General features: G+C 47.4%; 11 protein-coding genes and 1 other annotated feature. Of the genes, 6 read left to right on the plus strand and 5 right to left on the minus strand.

The features are described 5' to 3' along the window. Window positions 1–13 precede the first annotated feature (13 nt). Window positions 14–1,525, minus strand: a complete 1,512-nt coding sequence (locus HP399_RS18525) for a RecQ family ATP-dependent DNA helicase (RefSeq protein WP_173617962.1) — start codon at window positions 1,523–1,525, stop codon at window positions 14–16. Continuing rightward, the gene (locus HP399_RS18530) at window positions 1,522–2,637 is read right to left on the minus strand and encodes a YpbB family protein (RefSeq protein WP_173617963.1); all 1,116 of its coding nucleotides are present in this window, start codon (window positions 2,635–2,637) and stop codon (window positions 1,522–1,524) included. The genes HP399_RS18525 and HP399_RS18530 overlap by 4 nt, the downstream gene beginning before the upstream one ends. An 80-nt stretch (window positions 2,638–2,717) precedes the next feature. Between HP399_RS18530 and HP399_RS18535 the strand changes: the two genes are divergently transcribed. The 6 genes from HP399_RS18535 (at window position 2,718) to HP399_RS18560 (ending at window position 9,047) form a co-directional block, all read left to right on the plus strand. Next, window positions 2,718–3,629: a hypothetical protein gene (locus HP399_RS18535; RefSeq protein WP_173617964.1), complete on the plus strand. Its 912-nt coding sequence runs from the start codon at window positions 2,718–2,720 to the stop codon at window positions 3,627–3,629. 103 nt (window positions 3,630–3,732) lie between these two features. Beyond that, entirely contained in the window at window positions 3,733–3,939 is a 207-nt protein-coding gene (locus HP399_RS18540) for a ferredoxin (protein ID WP_007724004.1), read from the plus strand. Between the two features lie 369 nt (window positions 3,940–4,308). Beyond that, window positions 4,309–4,556: a binding site (T-box leader), on the plus strand. A gap of 70 nt (window positions 4,557–4,626) precedes the next feature. Further along, a complete protein-coding gene (locus HP399_RS18545; RefSeq protein ID WP_173617965.1) occupies window positions 4,627–5,781 on the plus strand; it encodes a pyridoxal-phosphate-dependent aminotransferase family protein in 1,155 nt (384 codons plus the stop codon). Then, window positions 5,774–7,357, plus strand: a complete 1,584-nt coding sequence (gene serA, locus HP399_RS18550; protein WP_173617966.1) for a phosphoglycerate dehydrogenase — start codon at window positions 5,774–5,776, stop codon at window positions 7,355–7,357. Before HP399_RS18545 ends, serA begins: the two co-directional genes overlap by 8 nt. Before the next feature lie 118 nt (window positions 7,358–7,475). Continuing rightward, window positions 7,476–8,759, plus strand: coding sequence for an ArsB/NhaD family transporter (locus tag HP399_RS18555; RefSeq protein ID WP_173617967.1), 1,284 nt, complete (start codon window positions 7,476–7,478; stop codon window positions 8,757–8,759). A gap of 12 nt (window positions 8,760–8,771) precedes the next feature. Further along, window positions 8,772–9,047: a hypothetical protein gene (locus HP399_RS18560; protein WP_228088283.1), complete on the plus strand. Its 276-nt coding sequence runs from the start codon at window positions 8,772–8,774 to the stop codon at window positions 9,045–9,047. Window positions 9,048–9,087: 40 nt separating this feature from the next. On the opposite strand, the gene HP399_RS18565 is transcribed toward HP399_RS18560, so the two are convergent. The 3 genes from HP399_RS18565 to HP399_RS18575 are packed head-to-tail and all read right to left on the minus strand — an operon-like array spanning window position 9,088 to window position 12,735. Then, window positions 9,088–10,218 carry an HAD family hydrolase gene (locus HP399_RS18565; protein ID WP_173617968.1) on the minus strand — a complete coding sequence of 377 codons (1,131 nt, stop codon included), beginning with the start codon at window positions 10,216–10,218 and terminating at the stop codon, window positions 9,088–9,090. Window positions 10,219–10,232: 14 nt separating this feature from the next. Further along, a complete protein-coding gene (locus HP399_RS18570) occupies window positions 10,233–12,017 on the minus strand; it encodes an ATP-binding protein (protein WP_173617969.1) in 1,785 nt (594 codons plus the stop codon). A gap of 1 nt (window position 12,018) precedes the next feature. After that, a complete protein-coding gene (locus HP399_RS18575) occupies window positions 12,019–12,735 on the minus strand; it encodes a response regulator transcription factor (protein ID WP_007724035.1) in 717 nt (238 codons plus the stop codon). Window positions 12,736–12,789 lie beyond the last annotated feature (54 nt).

Consider the following 12,789-nt stretch of genomic DNA (forward strand, 5'->3'; position numbering starts at 1 on the left):
ATGTTTCTCTCCTTTATTTGTTCGGCAAAAGAGTGTCTAACGCCTGCCGCAAATTCCATTTGATTTGTTCATTCTTTGCGATTGCATTGTCATTCGTTTGGAAATATGCATCCTTAGTTAGGCCGCATTTCTTACAGCAGTACAGATCAAATTGATGATCATTTTCTTTGAAATACGTATTGATGCTCGCACGCAAACAGTTTTCCCCTCTTACGTAAGACACCATTTCTGCCAGCTTTTTTTGCTTAAAGCTTTTCCTTTTTTCCGTTTCCTGCCAAATAATTTGAGCCTTCGGATACGATTCTCCAGCAGCTGCAGCTTCGTATGAGGCCAGCACTCTTTCCGAATAAAAGGCAAGAAGTGCGCCCATTTCTTCTGATATGTCCATCATCGCCAATGCCTCGTTCGTCAAGGGTACTCCGGTATTGCACAACTGCTCGTATTTTTGAATTTGCACTTGTGTCGGGTACTCCTTCTCCAGCATGTGTTGATGAATCTGCCAATCGTCCCACGAAAATAAAAGCAGCGCATACCCAGGCTTGCCGTCACGGCCGATCCGCCCGATTTCTTGTGCGTATGCCTCCAAACTGGCTGGCATTTGATAATGGATGACGTAGCGAATATCTGGCTTGTCGATTCCCATACCAAACGCATTGGTCGCAATAATAACATCCAGCTCTCCCGCGAGAAATTGGGACTGAATCAACATTCTCTCCATGCTGTTCATGCCCCCGTGGTAGCCGTGCACACGCTTTTTCCCATCGAGTTGATAAGAGGCTGCCAACACATCTACCGCTTGTCGCGTGCTGCAGTAAACGATCCCAGGGCCCTGTAAACGATCTATCTGATCTAATACATACGAACGCCTGTCACTTTCCTCCGCAACTTCAACCAGATCATAGGCGATATTCGCCCGATTAAGGGACTGCAACACGACGTCTTCTTTTTCAATGGAGAACAAGCTGCAAATTTCTTCGCGAACAGTCGCCGTCGCGGTTGCCGTCACAGCCAAAACAGGAGGTGCTCCCAATTGTTTCACGACTTCCGGCAATCGCAAATAATCTGTGCGAAAGTCATGTCCCCATTGCGAGATGCAATGTGCTTCATCAATGGCGATCAGAGACACCCTCGCCCGCTTTAACACTTGTTGGACATAGGGCTGTTGAAGCTTTTCTGGAGAAATATACAACAGCTTGTACACACCTTCTGAGAGCCCTTTTAAGATTTCGCGGGACTCTGACGGATCCTGCATGCTGTTCAAATAGGTAGCTGGAATTTTTTTTCGTGCTCGAAGCTGTTGCACCTGATCGACCATCAAGGAGATCAACGGGGAAACCACGACGGTCAGACCCGGCAAAAGCATTGCTGGCAGCTGATACGTCACTGATTTCCCGCCACCTGTTGCTAATAACCCGAGAACACTTCGTCCATGCAATATACGTTCAATAATGGACTCTTGACCGGGGCGGAATGAGTCGTATCCAAAATGCAGCTTTAATCTATCGCACATGAGCTGTTTATTCATTTTGTCCCCCTTGTCGCTCGTGCCAGTGCCAATCGGATTTGCAAATACGTTACTGTTGCTTCCAATTGATCCTTGATGAGCCGGAGTCTGCTTGTATCGAGGCGCTCACTCGTCTCCACGATCTCTTTTGCCAGCTCATTCGGCAGATACGTTGTCATATCCCATTCCGGACAGCGCAGGGCAATCTCTACCAAATGATCTTCTATTGTACTTTCTTTCATTTGTCGTTTCATCGCTATTTCTTTTTTTTCACAGCCAGTCTGAAGCAGTGCGTACGTTCGAGCAGCACTTTCAGTTAGACGTGGATCAAGCTTATGTGATTCTGTGACAAGTTTTGATAAAAGTGGATAATGACTGTTCTCTGCAAGCAGCGTCTGAATCGACTCGGCAAGCCCGTATCGAAATTGCAGCATGAGATAGCTACGACTCGTTTGGCGAATCTCTGCTACTTGTCCCATGGTCTTGCCTACTTGTCCTGCTCCTGACAGTTGACAGAACAAAAGCTCTTGCACAGCTTCATCCAAAGGCTCCCACAGTCGATATAGCTCGTCGGACAATTGCTGTTTCCAAGCATTTCGCATTGCCCCATCAGCCAATTGGTTTTTTACCCAACGCTGTGCCGTCTTGTCCGAAACGACCGGAATAAAACCAAGATCACCATGATGCATTTGCGAGATTGTCTGCACCATAAGATGAAGTCTGCTCCAAAATGGTTCGATTCGCTCCGCCAAATCGGATTGAGTAAAAGGTGCGAACCATATATCAAATCGATATTTTTGGTACGTATGTTTGGCATGCTGCAATCCTGTATCAGAAAAGGTAAATGTCGGTTTCGAGTTCGTTCCACCTGCTTCAACAGGTAAAATCCAGCCCGCCTGAAATAAAGTTGAAACTATTTTCTCCCAATCCTCTCTTGGAAAACGAGAAAACATCCGATAATACGGATAAAGGGTATACAAATGCACATCTTGCAGTGTCTGATTGGCTTTTCTGCCACGCAGTATGTAGTAGGCTGATTGCAGCGTTCGTTCATTGGCCAGAGGTAACATGGCATTCAAGGCGACCGCACATAAAAGGTCCTGCTCCTCTGCCGCACTGTTCCGACTGTTCATTGGTACTCCTTACATCATTCTATATTTTTCAAAGCTCAAAGTAAGCGAAGTAAACTGCATCATTGGATTTGGAGGATAGTATGACAAAACGATTGAAAAGAACTGAATTTATGATGGCGTACATGATCATCATAACACTTGCATGCACTGTTGGTGGATTTTTTTTCGGGGCCCATTATATGAAGACACAATTGGAGTCGGAACAAGCCGCCGTACTCGAAGCAGAGAAAAAGGAAGCCGAAAAAGAAAAACTGCTGCGTGAGCAAAAGCTGTACAACGAACAGGACTTTATCCGATTTTACTATGCCGTTTATGCACCGCTGCTTGATCTGAAACAAGCACATTTTGATACGATGGATAAATGGAATCAAATGAACGAAAGTGAACGGACGGATGGCTTGAAGCAACTCAGCAAATTAGCTGACCAGACAAGGAAAGAGCTGGAGAAAAACGTTCCCTTGCCGACGTCACCCATGCTGAGACAAGCTCACGCCACTTTTACGAACAGTGTACGGGCGTATTTGGATAGTATGGAGCAGATTCGTTCCGATCAAACTAATGCTACGCCTGCTTCTATTGGAGCTAACCTGACGCTTTTCCAAAATAACTGGCTAACCGCACAGGAAATGGTCTATCACTCCATCGCGTCTTGGGAATCGGCTTATGTGGTGAAGCAAGCCATGCCGAAGCAATTACCTGGAACCGTTAACACCGCGCAGTGGAAGCAGTATCCGTTCCATTACCGCACCTATCTCGCAGCTGTGGCCATGTCGGCAAGCAATCAATGGAGCAGCTATAATCCTGAGGACCTGACTGCGAGACTTGATTTGCTCATCGCATCTAACGAAGTTCAGACCCTAGGAATCAAGGATTTAGCCGCTGCCGTGAAGATTTTGAACGCGACAGATGCAGTATCTGCGGGAGATTTTAAACGCTTGAATACACAGCTCTACTCCGTGCTGAAGGCACCGGAAATCCCTCTTTATAAGTAGTCGTACATTTTTAGACTGATTCAATCTTGAAATCTTGTCACCAAGAGCATACAATGATCTATGATAGTGGACGTACCACTTCGGTATGGGAGGTGAAACCACGATGACTACATGGGTAGATAAAGATACTTGTATTGCTTGCGGTGCTTGTGGCGCCACGGCTCCTGACGTCTTTGATTACGACGATGAGGGCCTTGCGTTCAACAAGTTGGATGACAATGCTAACAGCGTTGAAATCCCGGATATCCTGCATGACGATGTTCGTGATGCTGCTGAAGGATGCCCGACCGACTCTATTAAAGTGGAATAGTATTCCATCTACTAATGGAAGAGACCTCTTACGTACTCCGGTATGTAAGAGGTTTTTCATTATGTCCCCCTCTCCTCCGCTGAACGAATGATCGACAACTTTCCGTTCTTTCTTTTGTGATTTTTCGGTAAGATAAAAGCAACGGCAAAAACCGAACATTAAAATGCGTTTTTTCCATTTTTTGTGATGTCAATATCTTAATGTTCGTGTTTTGGTCATTTTCATGACGTTCTTTGTATGAAATCGAGCATTATTCACGAACGATAACTGATATAAAATAAATAATGTTCATTTTTTCTCGTTTTTCTTCTTGACGGTGTTATTTTGACGTGATATCGTAAGTACAAATCTTACGAAACACCTTATAAAACAACGGCGTTGACGAAGAAACGCTGTGATCGAGAAATCCCCAGAGAGCCGATGGTTGCTGCGAATCGGCGGTTTCTCCCACGGTTAAGCACTTCTGAGCTGCTGCGTTGAAAATGGATTCACCATCCCAGTAGACGCAAACGGTAGATCCGTTATCTCTTTTAGGTCATGTACCTACCAAGGCTCTTTTTTGAGAAAAAAAGAGCGAATGAGGGTGGCACCGCGAAGCAAAGCCTCTCGTCCCTCACTGTTCTGTAATAGGAGCAGTGTGAGAACGGGAGGTTTTTTTGATATGCACATATATAGGAGGAGAAAACCATGTTTGCAGACAAAATGATCTTGAGAATCCCTGGTCCTACCCCCATTCCACCACGTGTTCAAACAGCGATGAGCCAACCGATGATTGGACACCGCAGCGGCAAATTTTCCGCTCTTTTCGCCCGTACTGCTGAAAGACTGAAGCCTTTCTTTGGCACCAAGCAGGACGTATACATCTTGGCAGGTAGCGGAACGAGTGCACTGGAGATGGGCGTCGTAAACACGCTCCAACCAGGCGACGAAGCTACCATCCTCGTCAGCGGTGCATTTGGGGAGCGCTTTGCAAAAATTTGCGAGCGTTACGGTATCATCGCCCATCGCGTGGAAGTGCCTTGGGGCAAAGCTGTTACACCAGAGCTCGTTGAAACATTCCTGCAAAAAAAGCCACAAGTAAAAGCCGTATTCGCTACCTACTGTGAAACATCCACTGGGGTAGAAAATCCGATTGCTGACTTGGCGAAAACAATCCGCACACATTCGGACGCCCTCTTCATTGTGGATGCGGTAAGCAATCTCGGTGCGGTTCCATGCGAAATGGACGCTTGGGGTGTCGATATCGTGGTAACCGGCTCGCAAAAAGCTTTCATGCTGCCAACAGGCCTTGCCTTCCTCGCTGCGAGTGAACGCGCATGGCAAGTGATTGAGCAAAACAAATCGCTCGCCTTCTATTTGGACCTGAAAGCATACCGCAAGAGCTTGGCAGAGCAAACAACACCGTATACGCCTGCTGTATCCCTCATTTTCGGTCTCGCCGAGGTATTGGATATGTTGGAGGAAGAAGGCATACCAGCTATCGTAAAGCGCCATGAACTGATGAGGGACATGACTCGCGCAGCGATGAAAGCATTAAACATAAAACTGATAGCGGAAGATCAGTACGCATCGACGACCGTAACTTCTTGCGATCCTGAGGGTGTCTTTCATGCAGAAGCTCTCCGCAAAATGTTAACGCAGCAATTCAACATCACGATTGCTGGCGGCCAGCAGCACCTGAAAGGCAAGATCTTCCGCATCGGGCACATGGGTTATTGCGAGCCATTGGATGTCCTGCAAGTCATTTCTGCCATCGAATTGTCGCTTCACCAAATCGGTGCCCCAGTTGAGCTGGGTGCTGGTGTAAAAGCTGCTCAGGAGGTGCTCATTGCACATGTATAAAGTACTCATTTCTGACCCACTTAGCGAATTTGGAATTCAACAGCTCTTGGACGCTTCTGATGTAGAAGTGGTTCGTCAAACAAACCTCTCCCCTGCCGAACTGATCGATGTGATTGGCGATTACGATGCACTCCTCGTACGCAGCCAAACCCAAGTAACAGCAGAAGTACTCGCTGCCGGAAAAAAGCTGAAAGCAGTCGGTCGTGCGGGTGTTGGGGTCGATAACATTGATATCAACGCTGCCACTCAAGCAGGTATTCCTGTCATCAACGCTCCAGACGGTAACACCATCTCTACTGCAGAGCATTCGTTTGCCATGCTGATGGCTGTCGCTCGTAACATCCCTCAAGCTCACAAGAAGCTGGTAGACGGTACATGGGATCGCAAAAGCTTCCAAGGGGTTGAGTTGAACAACAAAGTACTGGGTGTCATCGGTATGGGCCGTATCGGTTCAGAGGTTGCGAAGCGTGCGAAAGCATTTGGCATGACCGTCATGGGCTTCGATCCTTTCATGACCGAGGAACGTGCAGAAAAGATGGGTATAACCAACGCAGCTGTCGACGAAATTTGCCGCAAAGCAGATTTCATTACCGTCCATACTCCGCTGACAAAAGAAACCCGCCATATCATCAGCACGCGTGAATTTGCGAAAATGAAAGATAGCGTTCGCTTGATCAACTGCGCTCGTGGGGGAATCATTGACGAGAAGGCTCTCTACGAGGCGATTACCGCAGGAAAAGTCGCGGGGGCAGCTCTGGACGTTTTCGAAGAAGAACCACCTGTAGACAACCCTCTCGTCGGTCTGCCACAAGTAGTTACGACTCCGCATCTGGGAGCTTCGACCATTGAAGCGCAGGAAAACGTGGCCGTAGACGTATCGGAAGAAATCCTGAAGGTTCTTCGTGATGAGCCATTCAAAAACGCCGTGAATTTGCCTTCGATCCCTGCGCACGTTATGGAAAAAGTACAACCGTACTTTACGTTGGGTGAAAAGCTGGGCCATTTCCTTGCCCAAGTGACAGTAGGTTCCATTTCGGAGATTTCGATTAAATATAGCGGTGAGTTGACGGATGTAGACACATCCCCTCTGACTCGCACAGTCCTCAAAGGTGTGCTGTCCTTCCGTCTGGGCGAGGAAGTCAACTATGTGAACGCCCCGATTCTGGCAAAAGTGCGTGACATCACCGTTACGGAGCAAAAGGCAGCACAAAACAAAGGCTTTACGAACTTACTGACCGTTAGCTTAAAAACGACGCAAGAGACACGCACAGTGGCTGGAACGCGACTCAATGGTTATGGTGCGCGTATTGTGAAAATTGACGACTTTGCGATTGACGTAGCGCCTGAGGGCTACCTCCTCTACATTCACCATAATGACCGTCCAGGTGTGATCGGACGTGTCGGCTCCATCTTGGGTGAAAACAGCGTGAACATCGCAACGATGCAGGTAGGACGCCGTGATATCGGTGGAGACGCGATCATGATGCTCTCTGTTGACAAACCATTGACGCCAGAGCTCCTCGATACGATGGGCGAGCTGGCGGAAGTGAAAAGCGTTACACAAATCGAGCTGTAGGTTCTCCCTTCCACACGAGATTTGACCTGGCCATATGCCGGGTCTTTTTCTTTACCCTTATTTTGGTTAGAGCTATAATGGGACAAGATAATTCTACACACCTTGGAAGGAGCTTCTTATGACGAACCAGGCATTATTCGCTATTGCTATCTTTTTAGTTACCTATGCATTTATTATTAGCGAAAAGTTACATCGAACCATCGTCGCCATGTCTGGCGGAATTCTCATGGTCTTGTTCGGGATAGTTACACAGGAACAAGCAATTCACCATATCGACTTTAACACGCTCGGCCTACTTATTGGGATGATGATCTTGGTTGCCATTACGGCGCAGACTGGCGTTTTCAAGTATGTCGCCATCCGTGCGGCAAAGGTTGCAAAGGGCAAACCGATTCGTATTCTCGTCTACCTGAGCTTGATCACGGCCGTTGCTTCCGCCTTTTTGGACAACGTTACCACTGTACTTCTTATCGTACCTGTGACGTTTAGCATCGCCCGCCAGCTCGAGCTTAATCCGATTCCTTTTTTAATCAGTGAAATTATTGCTTCAAATGCCGGAGGAACAGCTACGTTGATCGGTGACCCACCGAATATCATGATTGGCAGTTCTGTGCCTGAGCTCGATTTTATGAAATTTCTCGTGAATTTGAGCCCAATTATCATCGTGGTTATGGCTGTAACCGTTGTTTGCTTGGTCTTGATTTACCGCAAGCAGTTAGTAACGTCCCCTGAGTTGAGCGCAAAAATCATGCAGTTAAATGAGCGCGATGAAATTACCGACAGCCGTTTATTGAAAAAGTCTTTGACGGTGATGGGATTGACCATTATTGGTTTCATGCTCCATGGGGCCCTTCATTTGGAGTCGGCAACTATCGCTTTAACAGGAGCTTTTCTTTTGCTCCTTCTTACTGGAGAGCATTATTTAGAAGACGCGATCAGCAAAGTCGAGTGGAATACGATATTCTTCTTCATCGGCCTGTTTGTTCTCGTCTCTGGGTTAGTGGAAACAGGTGTGATCAAAAAGCTCGCAACTGAAGCGATGAATCTGACGGGTGGAGATTCATTGAAGACCTCCCTGTTGATCCTCTGGCTGAGCGCAATCGCCTCTGCCTTTGTAGACAATATCCCGTTCGTTGCCACCATGATTCCGATGATCAAGGAAATGGGAGCGCTCGGGATCACCAATCTGGAGCCTCTTTGGTGGAGCCTTGCACTCGGGGCGTGTTTAGGAGGAAACGGTACCTTGATTGGAGCGAGTGCCAACGTGATTGTTGCTGGCTTGGCCTCAAAGGAAGGTTATCATATCGGCTTTTTCAGCTTTATGAAGGTCGCCTTCCCGTTGATGATCCTCTCTATCATGATTGCTCATGTCTACGTTTACTTACGTTATTTTATTTGGTGAGGAGGAATCCTTTTGTTCCATTACACCTATGATGAAAAGGATATCGAGCTAAAGGAAGCTATTTCTGAGCAGGGCGCCACTTTCCAGATCGTCGTCAAAACAGAAGAGATGCGAGAGCGCGTGAAAGAGGTTCGCCGTTATTTTGAAGGGAACAAAGACTATACGGATGTCATGTTTTTTTCTCGTGAAGACGGTTCTTTCGAAGTTATTGTTAGGACGAACATGGTTGAATCCTTTTTAATTCATGCCTTTCGCTTCAAATGCTTGCAATCGATTTGTTGGGAATAAAAAAACTCCGCCGTTTCTACATACGGCGGAGTTTTTTTATCTACAGAATGGAAAGGATATCGCGAACATCATCGAGAATAAAATCTGCTTTTTCCTCTTCAAACTTGCTGCGCGCGTCTTGACCAGACAGTCCAGTCAATGTCGCTGCAAACTTGCAACCGATTGAGCGAGCCGCTAGAAAATCTGCGAGTGAATCGCCAACGATCAGCACCTCTTCTCCATTTTCGATTGGCAGTGAAAAATGGACAGCATCGCTAATCGGTGCATCGAGTCCAAGCAACCCTTTTACATAAGAATAAGGGTGTGGCTTGGACATCGGGGCAAAGCTAGGAAACGCTTCTTCCGCATCGAGTACGTGAGAGGCAGTTACGACACGGTTCGGGTCGAACCATTCCAGTATATTCATCTCACTGAGGGGAACATGCGTCTCGATGGTAGGGCGCCCTGTTCCAATCCCCAGTGTGTATCCTTTTTCTTTTAACGTGCGGAACAACTCGACCATTTCTGCAGGCGGTACAATCGGAATCTCGTCTGACAAGAAGCCCTTCTTGCCTGGCTGCATGGTTTCACGGCCAATCGATGCCGCCACGCGCTCATCACCGAGATACCATTCTTGAAACGTCTTTTGAATCAACTGCCATAGATCACTATTGCGAGAGAACATTTCTGTTGAAATACCGCAACGCTCTTTTGCAATTTGATTCAAGTAGAGTAGCATTTCTGCTTTTTGTGCAGAACCTTTGGCAAAATCAGCGGTGAACGCTGCGTAGTCTACTTGGAAATCAGGAGCATAAGTAGCTGCCCACTCTTTCACTTTTGCCAGTTGCGGTCGATCAATTTGTTCGCTGAGAAGGCTCGTTGCTTCTGGAACTTGCGTTTTAACCGCTTCAATCAAACGAATCAACTGATAGGAAAACGCGAGGAAAACCATGTCCCAGTTGGAGTTGATTCCACGTGACTTGATGAAATTCAGCACTTCATCATGAGCGAAAACTTGCTCGCGCACTCGTCTAATTTGCGCTTCTTCTGGAGCAGGTGTGAATTCCTCGCCTGCAAGCCCCACATACTGCGGGCTGTACAAAAATTCCCACACTGTCAATGCAGAAGCATCAAAGTAACGCTCTTCACTCAACATAACCCCGTCAACATCAAATAAGATCGTTTTGATCATTTCTCTCTACACTCCTATTTGTTTTTATGCAGCATCAAGGCGATTGTAAAAGTCGTTCCCTCACCCAGTTTACTTTGCACACTGATGGTGCCCCCGTGTGCCTCGACAAGGTTTTTCGCGATGGCTAGTCCAAGTCCAGTTCCACCTAGTCGTCCACGTGTGCGAGCCTTGTCTGCTTTATAGAATCGCTCAAAAACAAACGGCAAGTCTTCTTGCGGAATGCCACTGCCTGTATCGCTTATCTCAACCAGCAACGTTTTATCCCCGCGAGCCCGAATGGTGACGCTTCCCCCACTTGGCGTATGCCGCAGCGCATTATCGATCAAGTTCGTTAGCACTTGCTCCATGCGATCAGGATCCATGAGCACATGCGTGTGTGTCGTCGATATTTCGAGGAAGAGATGGATTTCTCGTTCTCTCGCCAAATTGGTGAATTTACGTTGAATGCGCTCCAAATACGGACGCAGTTCCATCGTCTCCTGGAACAATTCAACATGCCCCGCTTCCATCCGTGCCAAGCTGAGCAATTCATTCACTAACTTGGTCATACGCGCTGACTCGTCATAGATGATCTGCGCCAATTCTTTATGCTCTTCCGGTGTAGCCACGATATCATCCACTATCGCTTCACTGTACCCTTGCAACATGGATAGAGGTGTTCGCAGTTCATGGGATACATTAGCCACAAAATCATTACGCATCTTATCCAACTTACGCTCCTGCGTGATGTCCCGAAGAACTGCAACAGCTCCACGGATTTGATCCCGATCATTCAAGGGTACCATGACAACGGACCATATCCGCCCTTGAACAGGGATATCCTCTGTCACTTCCTGTCCGGTTTGCAAAACCTGTTGATAGAACAAGAACAGCGGCACAGGCTCATCTGAATGCTCAAAATCCCAATCTCGCAAGAATCGTTCTGCTGGAGGATTCGTTACGGCCAGCTTGCCGCTCGCATCTATCATCACAACACCATCTACCATGCTTCTAAGAACGCTCGCCAGCTGCTCCTTCTCTTTGGACAGTGCATCGACTAACTGATTGAGCTTGCTTGCCATCGTGTTAAACGAAGCCGCCAGTTCACCTGTCTCGTCCTGGGTCCTAATCGGGATTTCAGCATGAAAGTCCCCTTCCGCTATGCGATGCGCCGTTTCTTTCATCTGACGTAATGGAATCGTAAGACGCGATGAGAGGAAGAAAGCGAATACAGTGGTAGAGACGAATCCGATGACGCCAACCACAAAGATTAAAAATCTGACTTCACTAACCGTATCATCAAAATCTTCAATCGCCTGATACATGACCACTGCGCCCGTTTTCCCTGCTGCCATTTCTAAAGGCACAGCGACCGCAAGCATTTCATGCTTGTTGTTCGTGTGATCAGCGGAATTCTCCACATTAATATAAATCGTTTTGGGAGCAGGATGCTTACCTGCCAGCGCATCAGGCAAACGCAAGGCAGGATTTTGGAGCAATTGCTCTACTGGAATACGCGGGAGCCCAGCCCCCTCGCTCATACCGACTTGCTTGCCTGTTTCATCGAGAATGACCATGCCCGTATGATGGACCAAGCCAAACCTGGAAGCCATCTCCATAGCTGCTGTCATATCCGGACTCTGCGCCAAACCGATTGCGATGCCATCTGCCAGATCGTGCAAATTCTTGGACTGCCGATTGCTATAAAAGCTGTCAAAGGATTGAACGAGCAACAAACTAAAGATGGTCAAGACGAGAGCAAATAAGGCAATAATGGTCATCCATAGCTTTCCGACTACACTGCGAAAAATAACGTCCACTTTACTTAGGCACCTCTAGCTTGTATCCGACGCCCCAAACCGTGGCGATCATATTGGCAGCTTGTGGAGAAACACGGTTCAATTTTTCGCGGAGACGCTTGATATGCGTGTCCACCGTGCGCAAGTCGCCGAAGAACTCGTAGTGCCACACATCTTTTAACAATTCTTCACGCGTAAACACTTTATCCGGCGACAATGCCAGGTAGTGCAACAGTTCATACTCTTTTGGAGTCAGGCTCACCTCTTGGCCACTTGCGATGACTTTGTGTGCATCGTGGTCAATGGTCAATTCCGGGAAAACAAGAACAGAATGACTGTTGAACGTCTCTGTCTTCAAATAAGCTGTCGCGGAAGAACGACGCAGAATCGCTTTTACCCGGTACATGACCTCGCGCGGGCTGAACGGCTTCACGACATAATCGTCTACCCCTGCCTCAAACCCGTGAACGCGGTTCGTTTCTTCCCCTTTTGCTGTCAGCATAATAATTGGGGTTGCCTTGAATTCACGAACACGCTGGCATACCTCGATCCCGTCCATTCCTGGCAGCATCAGGTCGAGCAAAATGATATCATAGTCACTTCCCACAGCCATTTCGACCGCTTGCTCTCCATTATCTGCTTCATCAATCAGAAAGTTTTCTCTTTCCAAGTACATTTTCAGGAGTCTGCGAATGCGCTCTTCATCATCCACTACGAGAATACGTGCTATTTTTTCCATCTGGAACACCTCTTGCTCTCATAATATCGTAAAACCGTTTGAAGATAGTCCAAA

Origin of the sequence: Brevibacillus sp. DP1.3A, assembly GCF_013284245.2 — a bacterium.
GTDB lineage: Bacteria > Bacillota > Bacilli > Brevibacillales > Brevibacillaceae > Brevibacillus.

Excerpts from the sequence above, each read along its gene's own strand:
- HP399_RS18525 (WP_173617962.1), bottom strand. The coding sequence starts at position 1,525 with ATGAATAAACAGCTCATGTGCGATAGATTAAAGCTGCATTTTGGATAC.
- HP399_RS18530 (WP_173617963.1), bottom strand. The coding sequence starts at position 2,637 with ATGAACAGTCGGAACAGTGCGGCAGAGGAGCAGGACCTTTTATGTGCG.
- HP399_RS18535 (WP_173617964.1), top strand. The coding sequence starts at position 2,718 with ATGACAAAACGATTGAAAAGAACTGAATTTATGATGGCGTACATGATC.
- HP399_RS18540 (WP_007724004.1), top strand. The coding sequence starts at position 3,733 with ATGACTACATGGGTAGATAAAGATACTTGTATTGCTTGCGGTGCTTGT.
- HP399_RS18545 (WP_173617965.1), top strand. The coding sequence starts at position 4,627 with ATGTTTGCAGACAAAATGATCTTGAGAATCCCTGGTCCTACCCCCATT.
- serA (WP_173617966.1), top strand. The coding sequence starts at position 5,774 with ATGTATAAAGTACTCATTTCTGACCCACTTAGCGAATTTGGAATTCAA.
- HP399_RS18555 (WP_173617967.1), top strand. The coding sequence starts at position 7,476 with ATGACGAACCAGGCATTATTCGCTATTGCTATCTTTTTAGTTACCTAT.
- HP399_RS18565 (WP_173617968.1), bottom strand. The coding sequence starts at position 10,218 with ATGATCAAAACGATCTTATTTGATGTTGACGGGGTTATGTTGAGTGAA.
- HP399_RS18575 (WP_007724035.1), bottom strand. The coding sequence starts at position 12,735 with ATGGAAAAAATAGCACGTATTCTCGTAGTGGATGATGAAGAGCGCATT.